Annotated in this window: 20 protein-coding genes; 5 read left to right on the top strand and 15 right to left on the bottom strand. The window is 70.0% G+C overall.

Annotated features, from left to right (window positions below; genetic code table 11):
- Positions 1–9 precede the first annotated feature (9 nt).
- Both AB0H62_RS27020 and AB0H62_RS27015 read left to right on the top strand, forming a co-directional pair.
- Positions 10–1,620 (top strand): FAD-binding oxidoreductase, encoded by a 1,611-nt coding sequence (locus tag AB0H62_RS27020; protein WP_360588952.1) that lies wholly within the window; start codon positions 10–12, stop codon positions 1,618–1,620.
- Between the two features lie 28 nt (positions 1,621–1,648).
- Positions 1,649–2,353, top strand: coding sequence for a class I SAM-dependent methyltransferase (locus AB0H62_RS27015; RefSeq protein ID WP_360588950.1), 705 nt, complete (start codon positions 1,649–1,651; stop codon positions 2,351–2,353).
- Here the strand turns inward: AB0H62_RS27015 and AB0H62_RS27010 are convergent.
- The 10 genes from AB0H62_RS27010 to AB0H62_RS26965 form a co-directional block, all read right to left on the bottom strand.
- Positions 2,346–2,876 carry a gamma-glutamylcyclotransferase gene (locus tag AB0H62_RS27010; RefSeq protein ID WP_220247176.1) on the bottom strand — a complete coding sequence of 177 codons (531 nt, stop codon included), beginning with the start codon at positions 2,874–2,876 and terminating at the stop codon, positions 2,346–2,348. The genes AB0H62_RS27015 and AB0H62_RS27010 overlap by 8 nt on opposite strands.
- 92 nt (positions 2,877–2,968) lie before the next feature.
- Complete coding sequence (locus AB0H62_RS27005; protein WP_220244550.1) at positions 2,969–4,066, bottom strand: S-(hydroxymethyl)mycothiol dehydrogenase; 1,098 nt, start codon at positions 4,064–4,066, stop codon at positions 2,969–2,971.
- 105 nt (positions 4,067–4,171) lie between these two features.
- The gene (locus tag AB0H62_RS27000; RefSeq protein ID WP_360588947.1) at positions 4,172–5,434 is read right to left on the bottom strand and encodes a peptidase C39 family protein; all 1,263 of its coding nucleotides are present in this window, start codon (positions 5,432–5,434) and stop codon (positions 4,172–4,174) included.
- A gap of 190 nt (positions 5,435–5,624) precedes the next feature.
- Positions 5,625–6,026: a PaaI family thioesterase gene (locus tag AB0H62_RS26995; RefSeq protein WP_220247175.1), complete on the bottom strand. Its 402-nt coding sequence runs from the start codon at positions 6,024–6,026 to the stop codon at positions 5,625–5,627.
- A gap of 52 nt (positions 6,027–6,078) precedes the next feature.
- Positions 6,079–7,806 carry a TIGR03767 family metallophosphoesterase gene (locus AB0H62_RS26990; protein WP_360588945.1) on the bottom strand — a complete coding sequence of 576 codons (1,728 nt, stop codon included), beginning with the start codon at positions 7,804–7,806 and terminating at the stop codon, positions 6,079–6,081.
- Between the two features lie 161 nt (positions 7,807–7,967).
- Positions 7,968–8,447 carry a DUF4190 domain-containing protein gene (locus AB0H62_RS26985; RefSeq protein ID WP_255638484.1) on the bottom strand — a complete coding sequence of 160 codons (480 nt, stop codon included), beginning with the start codon at positions 8,445–8,447 and terminating at the stop codon, positions 7,968–7,970.
- A gap of 150 nt (positions 8,448–8,597) precedes the next feature.
- Positions 8,598–9,380 (bottom strand): carbohydrate ABC transporter permease, encoded by a 783-nt coding sequence (locus AB0H62_RS26980; protein ID WP_360589056.1) that lies wholly within the window; start codon positions 9,378–9,380, stop codon positions 8,598–8,600.
- Between the two features lie 44 nt (positions 9,381–9,424).
- Complete coding sequence (locus tag AB0H62_RS26975; protein ID WP_360588943.1) at positions 9,425–10,342, bottom strand: sugar ABC transporter permease; 918 nt, start codon at positions 10,340–10,342, stop codon at positions 9,425–9,427.
- 7 nt (positions 10,343–10,349) lie between these two features.
- A complete protein-coding gene (locus tag AB0H62_RS26970) occupies positions 10,350–11,654 on the bottom strand; it encodes a sugar ABC transporter substrate-binding protein (RefSeq protein WP_220244545.1) in 1,305 nt (434 codons plus the stop codon).
- Positions 11,655–11,754: 100 nt separating this feature from the next.
- A complete protein-coding gene (locus tag AB0H62_RS26965) occupies positions 11,755–13,383 on the bottom strand; it encodes a long-chain fatty acid--CoA ligase (RefSeq protein ID WP_360588940.1) in 1,629 nt (542 codons plus the stop codon).
- Positions 13,384–13,846: 463 nt separating this feature from the next.
- Between AB0H62_RS26965 and mihF the strand changes: the two genes are divergently transcribed.
- Positions 13,847–14,158 (top strand): integration host factor, actinobacterial type, encoded by a 312-nt coding sequence (gene mihF / locus AB0H62_RS26960; protein ID WP_220244543.1) that lies wholly within the window; start codon positions 13,847–13,849, stop codon positions 14,156–14,158.
- A gap of 91 nt (positions 14,159–14,249) precedes the next feature.
- A complete protein-coding gene (locus AB0H62_RS26955) occupies positions 14,250–15,404 on the top strand; it encodes an isochorismate synthase (RefSeq protein WP_360588937.1) in 1,155 nt (384 codons plus the stop codon).
- 31 nt (positions 15,405–15,435) lie between these two features.
- Here AB0H62_RS26955 and AB0H62_RS26950 read toward each other — a convergent pair whose 3' ends face one another.
- The gene (locus tag AB0H62_RS26950) at positions 15,436–16,125 is read right to left on the bottom strand and encodes a 4'-phosphopantetheinyl transferase superfamily protein (RefSeq protein ID WP_360588935.1); all 690 of its coding nucleotides are present in this window, start codon (positions 16,123–16,125) and stop codon (positions 15,436–15,438) included.
- A 147-nt stretch (positions 16,126–16,272) separates the two neighbouring features.
- Between AB0H62_RS26950 and AB0H62_RS26945 the strand changes: the two genes are divergently transcribed.
- A complete protein-coding gene (locus tag AB0H62_RS26945) occupies positions 16,273–17,442 on the top strand; it encodes an acyl-CoA dehydrogenase family protein (protein ID WP_220244540.1) in 1,170 nt (389 codons plus the stop codon).
- A gap of 106 nt (positions 17,443–17,548) precedes the next feature.
- Here AB0H62_RS26945 and AB0H62_RS26940 read toward each other — a convergent pair whose 3' ends face one another.
- Genes AB0H62_RS26940 through AB0H62_RS26925 form a run of 4 tightly spaced genes read right to left on the bottom strand, consistent with a single transcriptional unit; the run spans position 17,549 to position 20,835 of the window.
- Entirely contained in the window at positions 17,549–17,872 is a 324-nt protein-coding gene (locus AB0H62_RS26940; RefSeq protein WP_220244539.1) for a hypothetical protein, read from the bottom strand.
- A gap of 46 nt (positions 17,873–17,918) precedes the next feature.
- Positions 17,919–18,566 carry a TetR/AcrR family transcriptional regulator gene (locus AB0H62_RS26935; protein WP_220247172.1) on the bottom strand — a complete coding sequence of 216 codons (648 nt, stop codon included), beginning with the start codon at positions 18,564–18,566 and terminating at the stop codon, positions 17,919–17,921.
- Complete coding sequence (locus tag AB0H62_RS26930; RefSeq protein ID WP_220244538.1) at positions 18,563–20,095, bottom strand: ATP-dependent acyl-CoA ligase; 1,533 nt, start codon at positions 20,093–20,095, stop codon at positions 18,563–18,565. The genes AB0H62_RS26935 and AB0H62_RS26930 overlap by 4 nt, the downstream gene beginning before the upstream one ends.
- Positions 20,092–20,835 (bottom strand): enoyl-CoA hydratase/isomerase family protein, encoded by a 744-nt coding sequence (locus AB0H62_RS26925; RefSeq protein WP_220244537.1) that lies wholly within the window; start codon positions 20,833–20,835, stop codon positions 20,092–20,094. The genes AB0H62_RS26930 and AB0H62_RS26925 overlap by 4 nt, the downstream gene beginning before the upstream one ends.
- Positions 20,836–20,853: the final 18 nt, after the last annotated feature.

Here is a 20,853-nt window from a genome sequence, read left to right as displayed (position 1 = left end):
ACTGTAGTCGTGAGTGATCTCATAAACCACCGTATCCGGCAGTCGTGGACCGGCGACGGCGCTGGCACCGCCTCGCTGCCCGATCGGGCGGTCCGGTGGCTCGGCCAGCGTATCGGCCCGGTGGGTGCTGATCGAGGGCGTAAGCCGGATTCCGTCCCGAACCTGACCGGTTCTGCCCTTCCCGGCCAGGCTCGCGAGGACCTTTCGGCCGTGGTCGGCGAGGAGAACGTGCTGGTCGACGCCGACTCGCGCCTCGAGCGCGCGGGCGGTCTGTCCTATCTGGACCTGCTGCACCGCCGGCTCGGCGACTCGGTGCCGGCGCCCGACGCGGTGGTGCTGCCCGCTTCGCCCGAGCAGGTGCAGGCCGTGCTCGAGGTCTGCGTGCGCCACGACGTGGGGGTCGTGCCGTTCGGCGGCGGCACGTCGGTGGTCGGCGGCGTCGCGGCGCTGCGCGGCGACAAGGAAGCCGTGATCGCGCTCGACCTGGTGCGGCTCGACGCGCTGGTGTCGGTGGACGAGCAGTCGCACCTGGCCGTGCTGCAGGCCGGCGTGCGCGGGCCCGAGGCCGAGCGGCTGCTGGGTGAGCACGGGTTTACCCTCGGCCACGTGCCGCAGTCGTTCGAGCGAGCGACCATCGGCGGGTTCGCGGCCACGCGCTCGGCCGGGCAGGCGTCGGCGGGTTACGGCCGCTTCGAGGACATGGTGGCGGGCGTGCGCGTGGCGACGCCCCAGGGCGAATGGCGGCTCGGGGTCGCGCCCGCGTCGGCGGCGGGGCCGGATCTGCGGCAGCTCGCGGTGGGCAGCGAAGGCACGCTGGGCGTGATCACGGAGGTTGCTCTGCGGGTGCGGCCGGTGCCTGTCGCGCGCCGGTACGAAGGCTGGGTGATCGACGGCTGGGATCTTGGTTCTGAGGCCATGCGCACCCTCGCCCAGAACCACGCGACGGCCGACGTCACGCGACTGTCCGATGTGGACGAGACGGCGGTGTCGTTCGCGCTGAACGCCGGCCTGAAGACGTCCGCGCTGCGGGCGTACCTCACCGCGCGGGGTGTGAAGCACCCGTGTCTGCTGATCGTCGGCTGGGAAAGGGACGTGCAAGCCCGCCGCCACCGCACGACGCGGTTCCTGCGTCGCGCGGGCGCCCTGCGCATCGGCACCGCGCTCGGCGAGTCGTGGCGGCATGGCCGGTTCTCGGGCCCGCGCCAGCGCGACGCGCTGATGGACCTCGGGGTGTGCGTCGAGACCCTGGAGACCGCCGCGTACTGGTCTCGGCTGGACGACCTGCACGACGCCGTCCGGGCGGCCCTCGTGGCTTCGCTCGGCCGCGCGATCGTGATGTGCCACGTTTCGCACGTCTACGAGACGGGCGCTTCGCTGTACTTCACGGTCCTCACCTCCCGCGACCACGCCGACCCCGTCGGCCAATGGCAGCGCGCCAAGCACGCCGCCTCGGAGGCGATCGTCGGCCTCGGCACGATCACCCACCACCACGCCGTGGGCGCCGACCACGCGCCTTACTTGGAGCCGGAGATCGGCTCGCTGGGGTTGTCCGTGCTGCGCGCCGCGAAGTCCGCGGTCGACCCGACCGGGATCCTGAACCCGGGAAAACTGCTCGGCTGATTCGGGCGCGGCCGGAAGACTGACCGGCATGATCGGATCGTTCCCGCAGTACGAACAGTTCGCCGACGAGTTCCTCGACCACGCCCGTGACGGGTTCTACAACGCGCACGTCGACCGCCCCGCCTGCCTGGAGCTGCTCGGTGACGTCGCAGGCCGCGACGTGCTCGACGCCGCCTGCGGCCCCGGGCTGTACGCGGAAGAGCTGGTGGCTCGGGGCGCGCGCGTGACCGGGTTCGACCTGAGCCCGCGCATGGTGGAGCTGAGCCGGGCGCGGGTGCCGGGCGCGGCGTTCCGCGTGCACGACCTCGGCGCGCCACTCGGCTGGCTGGCCGACGCGTCGGTGGATCTCGTTTTGCTGGCGCTGGTTTTCGAGTACGTGGACGACCGGGTCGCGATGTTGCGTGAGCTGCACCGCGTGCTGCGGCCCGGTGGTGCGCTGGTGCTCTCGCGGATACACCCGACGGCCGACTGGCTTCGCCACGGTGGCAACTACTTCGAGCCGCGCGTGGTGGAGGAGACGTGGGTCAACGGCTGGCACGTGCGGTTCTGGCTCTCGCCGCTTCAGGACACGTGCGCCGAGCTGCGGGAGGCGGGGTTCCTGATCGAGCGGCTGGTCGAGCCTCGGCCGCAGGTCGCCGGGGCCGAGGTGGATCCCGTGCGGTACGAGCGGCTTTCCTGCGAGCCGACCGGGTTCCTCGCCATCCGGGCGATTCCCGACCCGCGCGTCAGGTGAAGATCTGCTCCGGCTCCACAATCGTGCACTTCAGGCCGTGCTCACCCGCCGGGTCGCCGAGGAGGAGGGCGGCTTCGGACTGGGCGACGTCGGCGACGCGGACCGGGTGGCCGTCGACGAGGAGTGGGTAGCGGACGGCGGAGGCGCCGACGTAGGCGTGGACACCCTCGACACGCGTGCCATCGGAGGTCTCGACGGAGTAGCCGTCCAGCTGGGCGAGGTGGTAGCGGGTGCCGCGGCCTTCGCAGACGTCGAGGACCGCGCGCTGCTCGGGCGTGACGAACCACAGGAAGTGGTGTTCGACGTCGGGCAGTGCGGTGAGGGTGGCGGGGCGCTGGTCGTCGACCTTGCGCAGGCCCGAGGCCCACACCGCGGCCAGGCCGGTGCAGCGCACGCGAGCCGCCACGACGGGACCGGTCAGGCCGAGCTCGTCACGCAGCCACGTGATCTTCGACGGGCAAGCGTTGGACCCGTACGCCAGCACGGGCAGCCGGTCGCGCCAGCCGGCCGGCGCGGTGTCCAGCGACCACCCGACGCCGTCGAGGTGGACGAACGACGTACCCGGCCGTGCCCCGGGGTAGGGGACGGCCGGGTAGTCGGCGTCGGTGAAAAGCCTCAGAACTCCACCACGCTGCGCAGGACGTCGCCGTGGTGCATGCGCTCGAACGCCCGCTCCACGTCGCCGACGCCGATGCGCTCGGTCACGAACTTGTCCAGCGGCAGGCGGCCCTGCAGGTACAGGTCCACGAGCATGGGGAAGTCGCGCGAGGGCAGGCAGTCGCCGTACCAGGACGACTTTAGCGAGCCGCCACGGCCGAAGAAGTCGATGAGGGGCAGGTCGTTCAGGCGCATGTCCGGCGTCGGCACGCCGACCAGCACGACGGTGCCCGCGAGGTCGCGGCCGTAGAAGGCCTGCTTCCACGTCTCGGGCCGGCCGACGGCGTCGATGACCACGTCGGGGCCGAACGAGCGCGTGGCGTCCTGCATGGCCGCCACCACCTCGTCCTGGCTGAGGCCCTTGCTGTTCACGGTGTGCGTGGCGCCGAAGCCCTTGGCCCACTCGAGCTTCCGGTCGTCGGTGTCGATGGCGATGATCGTGGTCGCGCCCGCGAGGTTGGCGCCGGCGATGGCCGCGTCGCCCACGCCGCCGCAGCCGATCACGGCCACGGAGTCACCGCGCGTCACGGCGCCGGTGTTGATGGCCGCGCCGAGGCCCGCCATCACACCGCAGCCGAGCAGGCCCGCCACGGCGGGTTCCGCCCGCTCGTCCACCTTCGTGCACTGTCCACTGTGGACGAGCGTCTTCTCGAGGAACGCCCCGATGCCCAGCGCGGGCGACAGCTTCGTGCCGTCGGTGAGCGTCATCGGCTGCTCGGCGTTGAACGTGGAGAAGCAGTACCACGGCTTGCCGCGCTTGCACGCCCGGCAGGTGCCGCAGACGGCGCGCCAGTTGAGGATCACGTAGTCGCCCGGCGCGATGTCCGTGACCCCGGCGCCGACCTTGTCGACCCGACCCGCGGCCTCGTGGCCGAGCAGGAACGGGAAGTCGTCGTTGATCCCGCCCTCGCGGTAGTGCAGGTCGGTGTGGCAGACCCCGCAGGCCTGCACCGATACGACCGCCTCGCCCGGACCCGGGTCCGGCACCACCACGGTCTCGAGCGCCACCGGCTCGCCCTTCGCGCGGGACACGACTCCCTGGACCTCGTACGGCATGCGCTCACCCTTTCCGGCACCCTTGCTTTGCCGGGGCAGCTAATCACGGAACATGCACGCGTGGCCATACCACGATGCGTCGGTTTCCACTCCTGGAAAGCCCGTTCAGGCCGGCGTCACGATGTACACCACTCCGCCCGGCCCGCTCGCCACGCTGCCGTCGGCCGTGTAGCGCTTCGTGCGCTGCCAGATCTTCTCGAACTGGTCGCGCTTGTACACGTTGCGGACGCGTGCGTCGGTGCTGGAGGCCGGGTCGTTGACGATCACGTCGCCGGCCTGGGTGAAGCCGACGACGACCATGATGTGGCCGGACGTGCCGTAGCCGGCACCGTCGAGCTCGTCGGAGAGGAACGACTGCGACGTGATCACGGGGATGCCGCGGGCGATGTAGTCCTCGAGCTCGTTGAGGTCGTGCAGGCGCGTGATGTGGCCGCGCAGGCCGAGCGAAGCGGCGTACGCGGTGTTGAACGGCCAGTTGCCGGTGCCGTCGTAGGCGTAGTCGTAGGTGTTGCGCGCGGCGTAGACGACGGACGGGTCGAGGTAGTCCGAAGGGATCCAGCTCATCTGCTGCGCGGTCGGCTTCTTGCCCCAGTACTCGGCGACCATCTCGGTGGACGTCGGGCTGCACCAGGCCTCACCGCCGCCGCCGTACTGCGGGAACTGTCCTTTGTGGATGTTCTGCGCGTACGCCGGCACCTTCAGCTCGATGCCCCGCGCGCGGCCCGGCTTGGTGGCCGCCACGTCGAAGCGGTCCGGGACGTTCGAGGTCACGGCGCCCAGCGTGGACACCGTCGGCGTCACCCGCGTGCCCGCCTCGCGGTAGAGGCTCACACGCAGCTGGTACGAACGCAGCGTGACGCCGGTCTTCGTGGCCAGCGTGTCGACGTCCACCGACGCGTTGTCGTCGCTCTGACCGTCGACGCTCGTGCGCTGGATGTCGGTGTCGCCGCTGGCCCAGCGGCCCATCACGTACCAGGTCGTCTCGACGCCGGCCGACGTGCGGCCCTTCGCCTCGACCTCCAGCCACGTCTTCGCCGGCGTCTGCGCGTTCCACGACGCGATGAGCTGCGTCGCGTCGAACCCCTGCCGGAACACCGGCGACGTCCACGAGCCGTACTCGTAGGTCCTCGACGTGCCCAGCCCCCGCTCGGTGTGCTCGACGGTGCCCGCGGGCCGCGTGATGCGCAGCCCGTCGCGGCCCAGCGCCAGCCCGTCGAGCCGGCCCGCGTAGAACGTCCCGCCGGACCACTCGTGGTAGTTGATCGCCTCGTCGTTCGCCGGGTGCGCCGGCGCCGCGTCGGCGACCTGCGTCGCTCCTGCCGTCACCATGGCGATGGACAATAGCGTGATCAAGCTCCGCACCCGCATGCCGTGCTCCGTCCCCGAGACCCCAGTGATAGCGAAAGATTTTCGCCGGTTGGGACAGGTTCGTAAAGAGCCGACCAGAGCAAGGCTGTGAAATCGGTGGTGGTCGCCGGGACAATGAGATGTGCTGAATTCGTTCACCGACCTCGACCTCGACGCCGTCTCGGTGACCATGGGCGGTGGACTGGGCCGCCTAGAGCACCGCTTGCGTCTGGGTCACTTTCGCGACCAGCTTGCCCTCGTCGTCGTGGATTTCCGTCTCGACGACGACCACGCGGCGGCCCGCGTGGAGCGGGCGGGACGACGCGATCGCATGCCCCGAACGGACGGCGCGCAGGAAGTTGGTCTTCGACTCCAGGGTCGTGGTGCCCGAAGCGCCCGAGGGGAGGTTGAGGAAGGCGCACACGGCGCCGGTCGCGTCGGCCAGGGACATGAGCGCGCCGCCGTGCAGGACGCCGCCGAGGGTGCACAGCGACTCGGACCACGCCAGCCGGCTGCGGACCAGGTCGGGGGCGTGCGAGAGGGCTTCGATGCCGAGCCGGGAGGCGAACGGCATGGTCTGGTGGAACAGCGAAGTGCCCTCGGCGTCGGTCATGTCCATGACCTAACCGCAGCCGGGGGAGGCGCGTCGATTACCCGGGAGGTAATCAACCGAGCGGGTTGGTGAGCAGCAGTTCGGTGTTGTGGTCGCCCGCCGAGCCGACGCGGCCCAGGTCCACGTGGATGTCGTTGTACGACAGCTCGCGGTACAGCGAAGCCAGGGCGGAAGGCGTGCGCGCGGAGTAGTCCACCGCGTAGGGCGCGGAAGCCTCGATCAGCGTGGTGAAGATCGACAGGGTGCCGTCGCCGTTGTCGGCCAGTTCGAGGATGCGGGCGTGCTGCGGGAAGTCGACGTGGGAGGCGGTGTTGATCTCCCAGAAGCTCTGCGCGGGCGTCTTGCCGACGTGCGGGGTGATCTTGTTGAGGTGCGTGTGGCCGTTGACCCATGCCACGACGTTCGGGAAGCGGTTGAGCAGCCCCACGAACGTGTCGCCGTCCAGGCGCGGCTCCAGCAGGTGGCGCGAGTCGGGCAGGAGGTTGCCCATGGTGTCGCTCGTGTGGTGGCTGAACAGCACGAACAGCTCGTCGGTCACCGATTGGGCGACCTTGCGGCCGAAGAAGTCGTAGTACGTCGAGGAGTTGCGCTTGAGCGTCGACTCCACCCAGTTGAACTGGCCGAGCCCGATCGAACCGTCCGCGAAACCGCCCAGCGTGGTGGTGTCGAGGCTGATGCCGGTGACGCCAGGGGCGATGCGGAACGTGTAGTAGACGTTGCGACCGTCGGCGTTGTTCGCCGAGAAGCCGTGGCCGACCGGACCCGGACCGGTGTTGCCGGACTCGAGATGCGCGGTCACGAACTCCGCCGTGGTGAACGGCCGCCGGCGCGCGTCGGGTGTGACCTCGCGGATCGTGCCGGTGCCGCCGAACAGCTCGATCAGCGGCACGCTCTTGCCGCTGTTGATGGCCGCGCCGAGCTTCTTCGCGGTGTCCTCGTCCTTGCCGATCACCTTGTACCGGCTCGTGTACCAGCTCTCGATGCCCGGGATACCTTCCGGCAGCGTGCCGACCACGCTGTCGTCGTGGTTGCCGAACGTGCAGAACCACGGCACGTCGAGCCCCGGCGCGGTGAACGGCGCGATGCCCGCTTCGAGCAGGCCCGGCAGCTGCGGGAAGCCCTTCTTCGAGTAGTCGTCGGCGAGCGGGGTCGACGGGTTCCAGAACGCGTCGTTGCCCGAGGCCTGCACGCCTTCGTACCGGCTGGGGTCGCCGGAGTTCGGCGTGACGGCGCCGCCGTTGAGGCTGGTCAGGAACCACTCGAGCTCCAGCAGTTCGTGGTTGTCGGTGTTGTCGCCGGTGGTCACGAGGAAGTCGAACGGCCGGCCGGTGAACGGTCCCTTCGCGACGCTGTTCACCCGCTGCACCAGCGCGCTCGTCGCGGCCGTGCCGAGGGCTTCCTGCGGCCGGTGCGCCGAGCTGACGTACGGGTGCAGGTACTCGAACCGCGCGGGCGACTCGGTGTCGGTGATGTGCAGGTCGGTGAACTGCACGAACGCGCCCAGCGCCGTCCGCCGGTCGTCGCGGCCGTCCTTCGGCGCGGTGAGGTCGCCGCGGACCACGAGCGGCCAGCCCGGGCCGCCGGTGAGGCGGGAGTACGTGGCTGTACCGGGGGAGACGGCTGCGGCGACCTGTTCGAGGGTCGTGCCCGTGGTGCTGACGGTGCGCGAGGCCGTGCGCTTGAGCGCCCGGTCCAGCGCGTTGGCGGTCGGGGTGCACAGCAGCAACCCCACGCCCGCGGCACCCGCCGCGGTGAAAGTCCGCCTGGTCAGCTGGGCCATCTTCGCTCCCGGTGTCGGCTGCCCAGCACGCTGCCGGACGGCGGTGGACCTCCGGTGAACGAAACATGAATCCCGCTCACATTCACCGTGACAGTGCGGCTGACTCTGTCACAGGTACCGCGGTTCGACTACCCGACGAAGGTGGGTTCAGAAGCAAAGTTTCAGCAGTAGAACGCGCACGACGTACTCGTCGCCGCGATCGCCGTGAAGAACAGCACCAGGAAGATCACCGCGGGGATCGCGGCGATGATTCCGCAGACGAGCCCGGCGATGCCCATGCCCTGGCCCGCGTAGCCGGGCTTCTGCGCCTGCACCATGCCCGCCCACGACAGCCCGATCGCGGTGAACGCCGCGATCACGTCCCAGAACGGCACCCAGAACGTGATCAGCGCGAGGATCCCGATGATCATCCCCGCGATCGCCATGCCGCTCGTCCGCAGCGGTACGTAACCCGGGAACGGCCCGTACGGCATGGGCTGCGGTCCCGAGTACGGCGTCGGGTACGGCCCCGAATACGGCGCGGAGTACGGCACGGGCAGCGGCGCCGAGGGCTGCTGCGGGGGCTGCTGGGGCGTCGGATAACCGTCGGCGCCGTAGTATTGGCCCTCTTGGCGCGGCTGCTGCTGGTACGGATCGGTCATCGGGTGCTCCAGGTTCCGGGCGTCGGGTACAAAGAGCTTATGGGGGATGCGGTGGTCGTTGGGGGCGGAATCGGCGGATTGACCCGCCGCGATCGGGTGGCGCGTCAGCCCGAATGCCGCTGCAGCCGCCGGTGCCGCTGCCGCGGCGGCTCAGCCCTTCACACCCGACTCCGTGACCCCGCGCACGAGGTAACGCTGCAGGAAGGCGAACAGCAGCACGATTGGCAGGATCGACACCGCCGCGGCCAGGAAGAGCAGGTTCAGCTGCGGGTTCTGTGAGGTCAGCAGGCCCGACAGCGCCACCTGCACCGTCCACGAGTCCGGCGACTGCGCGATGATCAGCGGCCACAGGAACGCGTTCCAGCTGCCGATCACCGAGATCACGGCGATCGCGGCGAAGAAGCCGCGCGAGTTGGGCACCACGATGCGCCGGAACACGCCCCAGCGCGTGAGCCCGTCGACGCGGCCGGCTTCCTCCAGCTCGCGCGGGAAGTCCAGGAAGTACTGGCGGAACAGGAACACGCTGAACGCGCTGAACAACCCCGGGATCACCAGGCCGCGCAGGTCCGAGAGCCAGCCGAGCGTGGACACCACGACGAAGCTCGGCACGAACGTGACCGACGTCGGGATCATCAGCGTCGCGAGCACCGCGTAGAACACGGTTTTCGAGTGGCGGTAAGGGATCCGGGCGAACCCGTAGCCGGCGAGTGAGCAGATCACCAGCAGCCCCGACGTCTGCATCGTCGCCACGACCGCGGAGTTGAGCAGGCTTCGCGCGAACGGCACGTCCTCCAGCGAGAACAGGCGCGTGAAGTTCTCCCAGTGCACCTGCCGAGGCCACAGCGTCCAATCAGGAGCCGTGATCTCCGCGCGCGAGGCGAGCCCGTTGCGCAGCAGCAGGTAGAACGGCAGCAGGAACAGCACCGCCGCCACGATCAGCGCCGTCCAGCGCAATGCGGCCTTCACGACAGCGCCGTTCACGAGAGGGCACCACGGTCGAAGCGGAACAGCCTGCCCTGCAACAACGTCACGAGCGCGATGAGCAACGCCAGCAGCACCGCGCCCGCGCTGCCGCGGCCCAGGTCCTGGCCGCCCGAACCCAGCGACGTGTAGTAGAGGTACACCAGCGGCGGCCGCGCGAACGGTGGATAACCACGGGAGTCGCCCATGATGTTGTAGAACTCGTCGAACGCCTGGTACGCGTTGATCAGGTTCAGCAGCAGCACGGCCACGGAAGTCGCGCGCAGCTGTGGCAGCGTGATGTAGCGGAACACCTGCCAGCCCGGCTTCGCGCCGTCGAGCCACGCGGCTTCGTAGAGCCGGACCGGAATCCGTTGCAGCGCGGCGAGGAACAGGATCATGTAGAAGCCCAGCTGCAGCCACAGCCGCGCGGTCACCAGCACGATCCAGTACAGCGGCGGGTCGACCGTGCCCGTCCACGCCACCGGATCGGCGCCGAACAGGCCCAGCACGGTGTTCGCCAGGCCGTAGCGCACCCCTGAGAACAGCGACGTCTTCCAGATCAGCGAAGCCACCACGTACGAGCAAGCGAAGGGCAGGAAGAACACCGAGCGGAAGAACGCGCGCGCGAACCTCAGCTGGTGCACGCCGACCGCGAGCGCGAGCGACAGCACGAACGTGAGCGGCACGATCACCACCGCGAACACACTGAACGTGCCGAGACTGGCCAGGAACGGCCCGTCGGTGAGCATGTGCGCGTAGTTGTCCAGCCCCACGAACACGCTCGGCGTCACCGTGTTGCGCGCGTCGAAGAACGACAGGTACACGCTCCAGCCGATCGGCAGGTACGCGAACACGGCCAGCCCGATCAGGAACGGGCCGACGAACCCCCAGAACGCCAGCGTGTCCCGGGTCTTCCGAGCTGGGGCTTTCAACGCCGCTTCACCCGAACAGACGCTTCAGCTCGGACTGCGCGACGGTCACCGCCGCCTTGGTCTGCGCCACCGGGTCGGCGCCCTCCTTGGCGATCTTCGCGACCGCGTCGGACAGCGCGGTGTTCGCCTGCTGGGTCCACACGGGACCGCCGACGAGGTGGCTGTTCTCCTTCACGAACCGCGCGACGTCGGCGGCCGGGCCCGAGCGCAGCGTGTCGGCCTTGTCGATGAGGCTCTGGCGCGCCGGCACGTGGAACCCGAAGCGCGTGGCGAACTCCAGCTGGTCGGTCGTCTGGTCGACCCACAGCCACTTCACGAACGCCTTGGCCTCGGCCACGTGCTTGCTCTTCGCGTTCACCATCGCGCCGTACGCGCCCACGGGCACCGAAGGGGCGCCGCTGTTGTCCAGCTTGGGGAAGGGCAGCACGGCGAAGTCGTCGTTGAACGCGTCGCGGATCTTCGGCATGTTCCACAGCCCGGTCCACTGCATCGCGCACAGGCCGTCGATGAACGCGCCCGGGTCGGACCAGTCGGTGGGCGCGCCGAGCAGCAGGGAGCTGTTGGCGTTCAACGCGCGCAGCTTGCCCAGCGCGGTGGCCGCGCGCGGGTCGTCGAAGCCGACCTCGCGGCCGCCGGGCTTGAGGTAGTCGAGCCCGGCCGACCACAGCAGCGGGCCGGTCAGCGTGGCGACGCCGCCGTCGTTGCCCACGAACAAGCCCTTCACGCCGTCGCGCGAGAGCTTGCCGGCGGCGTCCACCAGCTCGTCGACGGTCTGCGGCGGCTGCACGCCCGCGGCCTGCAGCAGGCTCGGGCGGTAGAAGAGCACCTGCGTGTCGGTGGCCTGCGGGATGCCGTAGACCTTGCCCTCCACGGTCTGCGCGGCCAGCACGGCGGGGCTGAAGTCGTTCTTCACCGGGCCGATGAGGTCGTCGAGCGCCACGACCTGGTTCTGGCGCACCCAGTCGATCTTCACCTGGGCCTCGAACACGTCGGGCACGGCGCTGTTCTGCAGCGCGGTCACGATCTTCGAGTCGTAGTCACCCGGGTTCCACTGCACCTTCACGGTCGCGCCCGGGTACGAGGCCGCGTAGCCGCGCACGGCGTCCTGCACGCCGTCTTCGCCGTACGCGTGGTACCACTGCTGCAGCGTCACCTTCGCGGCCGGTTTCGACGGCGGCGGTCCGGCCGACATCGCGGTGGACGGCGGCGGGTCGCCTGGGCGCCCGGTGTTCGAACCACACGCGGCCGCGACCGCGCCCACTGCTGCCGTTCCCGCGAGAGTGAGGAACGACCTCCTGCTGCGTGACTGCATCCCCGTACTTCCTCCGACGCGCTCCGACGCCTGTCTTGAGAGCGCAAGACTCTCTCAAGACAGGCGCCGGATCATCCGCGACTCGCCGGAGAATTACCCGTTAGAGCTGTGAGATGTCGAGCTTTCCCTCTGAGTAGGACGCGCGGATGCGCTTCTTGTCGAACTTGCCGACGCTGGTCTTGGGCACTTCGTCCACGAAGGTCCAGTTCTCCGGCAGCTGCCACTTCGCGACCTTGTCGGTCAGGTAGTCGCGCAGCTGTTCGGCCGTCACGCTCTGGCCTTCCTTCACCACGACGGCCACCAGCGGGCGCTCGTCCCACTTCTCGTCGGGGATCCCGACCACGGCCGCCTCGGCGACGGCGGGGTGGCCCATGACCTGGTTCTCCAGGTCGACCGACGAGATCCACTCGCCGCCGGACTTGATCACGTCCTTGGCGCGGTCGGTGAGGGTGAGGTAGCCGTCGGGGCTGATCTTGCCGACGTCACCCGTGCGCAGCCAGCCGTCGTGGAACTTGTCCGGGTCGATGGCGTTGCCGCCGTAGTAGGCGCCGGCGATCCACGGGCCCTGCACCTCGAGCTCGCCCACGGCGTCGTTGTCCCACGGCAGTTCCTCGCCGTTGTCGCCGATGAGCCGCGCGGCCACCGACGCGGGGAACCGGCCCTGCGTGTAGCGGTAGGCCCAGCGCTCCTCGCCGGTCGCGCTGCCCGGCGGACGCGCGACGCTGCCCAGCGGCGACGTCTCGGTCATGCCCCACGCGTGCAGGATCGGCACGTCGTAGCGCTCCTCGAACGCGTGCATCAGCGAAGGCGGCGCGGCCGACCCGCCGACCACGACCTCGCGCACGTGGGAGATGTCCTGCGGGTTCGCATCGAGGTGGGCGAGCAGGCCCTGCCAGATCGTGGGCACGGCCGCCGCGAACGTCGGCTTCTCGGCCGCCAGCATCGCGGCGATCGGGGCCGGCTGCAGGAAGCGGTCGGGCATGAGCAGCGACGCGCCGACCATCATCGCGGCGTAGGGCAGGCCCCACGACATCGCGTGGAACATCGGCACGATCGCCAGCGCGGTGTCCTCCTGGGCCAGCCGCATGCTGTCGGTCATGCAGACCTGCATCGAGTGCAGCCAGATCGAGCGGTGCGAGTAGACGACGCCCTTCGGGTCGCCCGTCGTGCCGGACGTGTAGCACATCGCGGCGGCGGAACGCTCGTCGATCTCGGGCCAGTCGAACTCGCTCGGCTGCGCGGCCAGCAGCTCGTCGTAGGAGTGCACGGTGATGCCGTTGGGCGCCTCCAGCGTCGAGGCGTCGCCGTTGGCCACGATCACGTGCTTGACCGTGGTGAAGTGCGGCAGCTGCTTGGCCAGCAGCGGCACCAGCGTGCCGTCGACGATCACCACGTGGTCCTCGGCGTGGTTCGCGACGAAGGTGAGCTGCTCGGGGAACAGGCGGATGTTCAGGGTGTGCAGCACCGCGCCCATGGCCGGCACCGCGAGGTAGGCGGCCAGGTGCTCCGCGTTGTTCCACATGAACGTGCCGACGCGCTGGTCGCCGGTCACGCCGAGGGTGCGCAGCGCGTTGGCCAGGCGGGCGGCGTGCTGCCCGAGCTCGGCGTAGGTCTCCCGGCGGGCTTCTGAACCGGTCCAGGTGATGACTTCGCTCTTCGCGTGCACCTTCGTGCCGTGCCGCAGGAGCTTCGCCAGCGAAAGCTGCCCGTCCTGCATCGTGCTCAACATGGGTGACTCCCGTGGTGCTCGTTCGCCGGTGAACTGGGGTGCCGCCGACTCTAACGGCGGACGGGACGCGGGGGCATGGTCAACTCGGGCAACCGTTCGGTCACGGCCATCCCCGTATCGGGTGGCGGCCTCCTGCGTCCATGATCAACTTACTACCGGACTTTTCCTTGCGGGACAACAAAAAATGGCGTCGTAACCGTCTCGAAATAGAGCCTCATTCGGGTGAGGTAATGGTGTCGAAAACGAGGGACGTCTGACGTTTCCGCAGGCCGCGAGGGGTCATCTCGTGACTTGCCCACCGGGTGGTCGGAGGGTGATAAGTGCGTGTCGGTTGCGCGCTCTTCGAGGGTGTGGCGTTTACTGGGGCCGTGGTAAGAGACGGCTGGCCAGCGCTTGCGCTTGCAAGCATCGGAGAAAAGCCGTCGGCCGCGTAAGCGGAGACCTGAGAGGAAAGGACACTACGTTGGCTCTGCCCACGTTGACTCCGGAGCAGCGCGCCGACGCCCTCGCCAAGGCGGCAGAGGCGCGTAAGGCGCGTTCGGAGCTGCTCGCGTCGATCAAGTCCGGCACCACGAGCATCGAGAAGGTGCTCAAGCAGGCCAAGGAGAACAAGACCATCGGGAAGACGAAGGTCACCCAGCTGCTCAAGGCCGTTCCCGGCCTGGGCGCGGTCAAGGTCGCCGCGCTGCTCGAGCAGGCGGGGATCGACCCCGACCGCCGGGCCGCGGGCCTCGGCGAGCGCCAGCGCGAAGCTCTTATCGACGCGCTGAAGTAAGAACCCGGTCTCCCGCGGGGGAAGTGCGCCGAAGGTGTTCTTCCGGCAACACTTTCCCCGCGGAGCTCCCGGATCCTGGGACGCTGGAGCGGTGACGACCAGTACCGCACCGGCGACCCCGGTCGAGACAACCGTCCGCTACCAGCGTGGCGACTTCCTGTTCGCGACGGCCCGGCGAGCGCTCCTCGCCCAGGGTTCGGTCGCCGTCGTGACCGATACCGATCCACGGCGGCTGGCCAGGACCGTGGCCGAAGAGCTGACCAGCTCGGGCGTGCCGCTCGCGGTCGGGACGCTGCCGTTCGACACCGGCCCGGGCACGACCACGCCGGGTCATCTCGTCCTGCCGCGCACGGTCCACCGGGCGCAGGCCGAGGGCGAAGGCAGTGCTGTCGCCGCGTCGGAAGAGCTGCCCGCCCCGAGCGTCACCCGTGAGGTGCCGTCCGAGGAGGGCCACAAGGCCAACGTGCGGGCCGCCGTGGCGGCCCTGCGCGACCGTGGCCTGCGCAAAGCCGTGCTCGCCCGGGCCCTGGAGCTCGAGTTCGCCTCGCCGGTGCCGGTCGGGAAGATCGTGCGCAACCTGGCCCGCGGCAACCCGCGCCACTTCACCTACGCCGCCGAGCTGCCCGGCGGGCGCACGCTCGTGGGCGCCACGCCCGAGCTGCTGCTCTCCCGCGCCGGCGACTCCGTGTTCACGACCCCGCACGCGGGGTCCATGCCGCGCTCGGCGGATCCCGTCGCGGACCGCGCCAACGGCGAGGCCCTCCTGGCGTCCGCGAAGGACCAGGAAGAGCACGCCGTGGTGATCGACTACGTCGTGGAGGCCCTGCGGCCGTTCTGCCGCAAGCTCGACGTGCCGTCGGCCCCGGAGCTCGTGTCGACGCCCGCCATCTGGCACCTGCGCACGGCCATCACCGGCGAGCTCGTCGACCGCGCCGTCACCGCCCTCGACCTCGCCGCGGCCTTGCACCCGACGCCCGCCATCTGCGGCACCCCGACCGCTGCCGCGCGCGACCTGGTCCAGGAGCTGGAGCCCTTCGACCGCGGCTACTACGCTGGCAGCGTCGGCTGGGTCGACGCGGTGGGCGACGGCGAGTGGGCCGTGGCGATCCGCTGCGCGGAGGTGGCGGACACGTCGATGCGGCTGTACGCGGGCGGCGGGATCGTGCCGGCGTCGGACCCGCAGGCGGAGTTCGACGAGACGATCGCGAAGTTCCGGACCCTGCTGGGCGCGATGGGTCTCGACTGACTCACCCCGCCCCGCCGCCTGCTCGGGGCACTCAGGGGAGCCAGTGCTCCTCGGTGATCTCCAGCGCCTCCGTGGTGAGGGCAGCCACGGCCGCGCGGTGGCCCTCGGCCGCCTTGAGGTCCGCCAGCCGGGTGCGAGCCGGGTCCAGCGCCGGGTCGCCGGAGGACACGAGCTCGGCCGGTGCGTCGTAGGGCGAGAACGTGATGCTCTGCAGCGGGATCTTCAGGCCCTTGCCGGTGGCCTTCATGACGGCCTCCTTGCGGGTCCAGTAAACGAAGAAGGCAGCGGATCGCGAGGCTTCGGGCAGCTCCGCCACGGCCTGCTGTTCGGCCGGGCTCAGGGCGTACTCGATGAGCGACTTGTCGGCCCGGCGCGAAGAGGTCTCGACGTCCAGCCCCACCGGCACGCCGTCCGTGGCCGCCACACCGATCAGCTGGCCCGAGTGCGAAATGGACAGCGTCAGGTCCGAGCCGGGCACGCGGGGCCGGCCGTGGGGCTTGCCGCAGTCCTCGCAGGTGGCGTCGAAGACCACGGACTCCACCGGCACGCCCAGGCGCGCCGCCGTGAGCGTCTTCGCCAGTACGCGGCCGGTCAGGAAACGGCGCTTGTCCAGCTCCAGCCGGTAGGCCTCGAAGCGGCCGTGCTCGAGCTCGTCGAGCAGCCGAAGGAAGCGGTCCTCCGCTGCGAGCGGCTCCGACCACCGGACCACGATCTGCGTCACCTGGCACCCTCCTCGTCCACCCTCGATCTTCCCGGCGCCGGGGCGCGTTGTCACGGTAACCGGCCAGGTACTAGGGGGACCCCGAGACCACGCGGTACCCTCGGCTAAGCAAGCGCTTAGCCGGACGGCTTGGAAAGGGACGACTCGATGGATTTCACCCTGAGCACCGAAGAACGCGAAGTGCGCGACTGGGTGCGCACGTTCGTGCAGCGCGAGCTCGTGCCGCGTGAGCAGGAGGTGCTTCGCCGCGAGCGCGCCGGCCGGCCGGGGGTTACGGCCGAGGAGCTGACGGAGCTGCAGCTCAAGGCCAAGGAATCCGGCTTCTGGGGCGTGCTCACGCCGGAGGAGTACGGCGGCATGGGGCTCTCGGCCGTGATGGCCGCGCTGCTGGAGGCCGAGCTGGGTCGCACCTTCGTGCCGTTCCGCTTCGGCGGCGCCGCGGACAACATCCTGTTCCACGCCAACGAGGAGCAGAAGCAGACCTACCTGCTGCCGACGATCTCCGGCGAGCGCAAGTCGTGCTTCGCCATCACCGAACCCGGCGCCGGCTCCGACGCGAAGGCCATCCGCACCACCGCGCGCAAGGACGGCTCCGACTGGGTCATCAACGGCGAGAAGACCTTCATCACCGGCGGCAACGAAGCCGACTTCGTGATGGTCTTCGCCATCACCGACCCGGAAAAGGGTGCCAACGGCGGCGTCACCTGCTTCCTCGTCGACCGCGAGATGGGCTGGAAGTCCGAGTACATCGACACGATGGGCGAGTGGGGCCCGGCGGCGCTGGTGTTCCAGGACGTGCGCGTGCCCGAGTCGCAGATCCTCGGTGAGGAGGGCCGCGGCTTCGAACTGGCGATGCAGTGGATCGGCCAGGGCCGCTACCTGCTGCCCGCCCGCGCGATCGGTTCGTGCGAGCGCCTGATCTCCATGGCCATCGAGCACGCCAACACGCGCGAGACGTTCGGGCAGAAGATCGCCGAACGCCAGGCGATCCAGTGGATGATCGCCGACTCCGGGGTGGAGCTCGAAGCGTTGCGCTGGCTCGTGCTGCACGCCGCGTGGCAGGTCGACCAGAAGATGGACTCGCGCCACGCGCAGTCGATGGCGAAGCTCTACGGCGGCCAGAAGGCCAACGAGATCGTGGACCGCGTGCTGCAGATCCACGGCGGCATGGGCTACACGCGCGAGCTGCCGGTGGAGCGCTGGTACCGCGAGCTGCGGCTGCTGCGCATCTACGAAGGCACCGACGAGATCCAGCGCCGCACCATCGCGCGCAACCTCCTCAAGGGCCACGTGAAGGTCGGCGGCGCGCTCGGCTGAGCCGTAAAGCCGAGTGTAAAAACGGCATGAAAACCGTGAAGGCCTCGTGGTGGGACGCGCGGTCCGGCCACGAGGCCTTCAGGGGATGAATGGTGTTCTCAGCGAATCACTTGCTGCTGTTGCGGAGGGCGATGGGGACGCCGGCCAAGTCCTCTTCGTTGCAGAGCACCTTCACGTCGTAGTAGGGAGAACCTTGGCGGTCGTCGTAGTCGAGGTGAATCGCCAGCACGTCGAGCGGTTCACCGAGCCACTCCTGAGCTTGACGCAGCCACACGGCACAGCGTTCGAGTGCGGTCGGCAGATCGTCGTCACGGAACTCGACCGGGCGATACGGCACATCCTGTACCTGGTCGCGGGGGTTTGTTGGAGCGGGCAGGCTAGGTGCGAGACCCGAGTCGTCCAGTTCCAGTTGGATCGTTTGCTCAGTCACCCTTCGAGCGTCCCCCACGTTCGCCCAATCAGCAAGGCGTAGGTCGCTAAAACCCCGGCTGAACAGGCATGTCCCACACCTGGGCGACCACTTCCAGGCACTGTCGCAGATCGGGAACAGCTACGGCAATGGGGTGGCCGAGTGCGCCCAGCGCCAGCTCCGCGTAGTGCGTGGCCAGCCCTTCGAGCGACAACGGCCCCAGCGGCGAGTACCAGCGCGCCACCCCGCTGCACATCTCCAGCAGCGCCAGGCGCGTCACAGCCGGGTGGGCGGTGTGGAACACGCCCGCCGCCACGCCGTCGGAGATCGCCTGCGCCCACAGACCCTCGTATTCGTCCCGCAGAGCGACGACTCGCGTACGCGCGGCATCCGAAAGCGCGTCGACTTCGTTGTCCACCACGCGGGTTTCGGCGGGCCGCGCGGCGTGGGCGAGCACGTGCAGCGCGACGAGCGAACGCAGGCGCGCCACGGGATCGGCCGCGCCGGCGGTGGCCTTGTCCGCCGCGTCGAGCAGCCGCCGCAACGCGGTGGTCATGATCTCGACGAGCAGGTCCTCCTTGGTGCCCATGTAGTGGTACAAGCTCGCCGACGACAGCTCGGCCTCGCTCGCGAGGTCGCGGATGCCCGTGCCGTGGAAACCCTTGGCGGCGAACAGTTTCACCGCCGCCGCGCGCACACGCTCGCCGCTGCTCACAGCCACGTCCCCGTGGTCCGGTCCCATGCGCCCGCGCGCAGGTCCGCCACCTTGCGCAGCTCGCCCTTCGCGATGCGTTCGGACGGGGTGCGCGGCAGTCCGTCGGCGAACGCCCAGAAGCGCGGCACCTTGAAGTACGCCAGCTTCTCGGCGCAGAACTCGGCGAGCTCTTCGGGCGCCACCTCGCCTTCGCAGACGACGTAGGCCTTCACCTCTTCGCCGCGCAGCTCGTCGGGCACCGCGAGCACGGCCGCCAGGCACACAGCGGGGTGCAGCAGCAGCGCGCGTTCCACCTCGTCGGCCGAGACGTTCTCGCCGCTGCGCCGGATCATGTCCTTGGTGCGGCCTGCGAAGAACACGCGGCCCTCGGCGTCCATGCTCGCGAGGTCGCCCGTGTGGAACCAGCCGCCGGCGAACGCGCGCGCGGTGGCTTGCGCGTCGTCGTGGTAGCCGTGCATCAGGCCGATACCACGGATGAGCAGCTCGCCGGTTTCCCCGCGCGGCAGGGGTTTCCCGTGCTCGTCGGCGATCAGCACCTCGCGGTCGCGGCTGGGCCGGCCGATGCAGCCGGTGCCCACGGCGACGTCGTGGTCGGCCTCTGGCACGCGGATGTCGCCGCCGGTCTCCGTCATGCCGAACGCCTCGTACCACGGCGCGCCCCACCGCTGTTCCAGCTCGGCGTGCAGCTCGCGCGGGATGGCCGACGCGCAGATCGCGCGGACGCGGTGGTTGCGGTCGTTTTCGTGCGGCGGCTGGCGCAGCAGGAGTGTCGGCATCAGGCCGAGGCAGTAGAACCACGTGACGCCGTACTCGCGCACCTTGGCCCAGAACGTGGACGGGTGGAAGCGGTCGAGCACCACGAGTGTCGCGCCGCTCGCGAGTCCCAACGCGACGTTCCACTGTGGATCGATGTAGTGGAACGGCTGGGCGGTCAGGAGGATGTCTTCTTCGCCGACGGCGGGGAATTCCGTGGCGAGGCTGACGGCGAGCGTGGTCCAGTACCGGTGCGGCAGTACACAGCCCTTGGGGGCGCCGGTGGTGCCGGAGGTGTACTGGATGTTCACGGGCTGCTCGGCGACGACGTTCGTGACCGGCTTCGCGTCCGAAGCCCGCAGATCCGCCGGCGTCAGCACCCGCTCCACGGCGGTGTCCGGCGCGATCTTCTCCAGCAGCTCCACGAACTCGTCGGCCGCCACGGCGAACCGCGCGCCGGAGTGGCGCAGCACGTGGGCGCCGTCGAACTCGCGGTAGTTCGTGTTCACCGGCACCAGCACCGCGCCGAGTTTCGCCAGCGCGAGCCACAGCAGCGGGAACTCCGGCTGGTTGCGCAGCATCACGGCCACGCGGTCGCCGGGCCGCACGCCCAGCTCGTGCAACGCGGCGGCGAACCGGCCGCTGCGCTCGTCGACGTCGGCGAAGGTGAACCGCTCGCCCGTCGCGTCGAAGACCCACGCGGTGCGCTCCGGCCACAGCTGCGCGGCGCGGTCGAGCAGCGCCACGAGGGTGTCGGCCTGCTGCAGGGTCTTCACGCACGGCTCCGGAACGCCTCGGTGGACTCGCGCACGGCGGCCGAGTGCTCGGTGATCAGCGCGTGGCTGACCTCCAGCTCCAGGGCCGATTCCAGTGCGTGGTCGATGCCGGAGTCGAGCGCCCGCTTGGCCATGGTGGCGGCCTCGGCGGGGTGGTGCGCGATCTTCTCGGCCCAGCCCAGCGCCAGTGTCATGAGCTCGGCGGCGGGCACGGCGGCGTTGACCAGACCCAGGTCGTGGGCGCGCAGGCCGTCGAAGCGCTCGCCGAGCAGGAGCAGTTCCTTGGCCTTCATGGGCCCGACGAGCAGCGGCAGCAGGCGCGAGGCCGCGCCCGTCACGCTCAGCCCGAGCGAGACCTCGGGGAAGCCGAACACGGCGTCGTCGGCGGCCAGTACCAGGTCGCAGCCGAGTGCGAACTCGGCGCCGGCGCCGAGCGCGTAGCCGTGCACGGCGGCGATCACCGGCTGCGGCAGCGCGCGCAGCCTGCGAGTCACGTCCTGCAGCCGGTCGAGCCGGGCCCGCGAGTCGCCTTCCGACGTCGGCTCCTTGAGGTCGTGGCCGGCGCAGAAGGCGCGGCCGTTGCCGGACAGCAGAACCACGCGGGCGGTGCTGCGCGCGACGCCGTCCAGCGCGGTCAGGAAGTCGTCCACCAGAACGGGCGCCACGGCGTTCAGCCGCTCGGGGCGGTTCAGCCGGATGTGTGCGATGCCGCCCTCGACGGCGAGGTCCACGGTGCTCATGGCAGCGAGCCTAGACGT

This window comes from Amycolatopsis sp. NPDC050768, from assembly GCF_040654155.1.
GTDB lineage: Bacteria > Actinomycetota > Actinomycetes > Mycobacteriales > Pseudonocardiaceae > Amycolatopsis.
The sequence above is the reverse complement of the archived record's forward strand: the minus strand, read 5'-3'. Positions and strand labels throughout refer to the sequence as shown.

What these genes read in the sequence shown, in the direction of transcription:
- AB0H62_RS26965 (WP_360588940.1), bottom strand. Translation starts at nt 13,383, where the DNA reads ATGTTGAGCACGATGCAGGACGGGCAGCTTTCGCTGGCGAAGCTCCTG.
- AB0H62_RS26990 (WP_360588945.1), bottom strand. Translation starts at nt 7,806, where the DNA reads ATGGCCCAGCTGACCAGGCGGACTTTCACCGCGGCGGGTGCCGCGGGC.
- AB0H62_RS26970 (WP_220244545.1), bottom strand. Translation starts at nt 11,654, where the DNA reads ATGCAGTCACGCAGCAGGAGGTCGTTCCTCACTCTCGCGGGAACGGCA.
- AB0H62_RS26995 (WP_220247175.1), bottom strand. Translation starts at nt 6,026, where the DNA reads ATGACCGACGCCGAGGGCACTTCGCTGTTCCACCAGACCATGCCGTTC.
- AB0H62_RS26945 (WP_220244540.1), top strand. Translation starts at nt 16,273, where the DNA reads ATGGATTTCACCCTGAGCACCGAAGAACGCGAAGTGCGCGACTGGGTG.
- AB0H62_RS26925 (WP_220244537.1), bottom strand. Translation starts at nt 20,835, where the DNA reads ATGAGCACCGTGGACCTCGCCGTCGAGGGCGGCATCGCACACATCCGG.
- AB0H62_RS27000 (WP_360588947.1), bottom strand. Translation starts at nt 5,434, where the DNA reads ATGCGGGTGCGGAGCTTGATCACGCTATTGTCCATCGCCATGGTGACG.
- AB0H62_RS27015 (WP_360588950.1), top strand. Translation starts at nt 1,649, where the DNA reads ATGATCGGATCGTTCCCGCAGTACGAACAGTTCGCCGACGAGTTCCTC.
- AB0H62_RS27005 (WP_220244550.1), bottom strand. Translation starts at nt 4,066, where the DNA reads ATGCCGTACGAGGTCCAGGGAGTCGTGTCCCGCGCGAAGGGCGAGCCG.
- AB0H62_RS26985 (WP_255638484.1), bottom strand. Translation starts at nt 8,447, where the DNA reads ATGACCGATCCGTACCAGCAGCAGCCGCGCCAAGAGGGCCAATACTAC.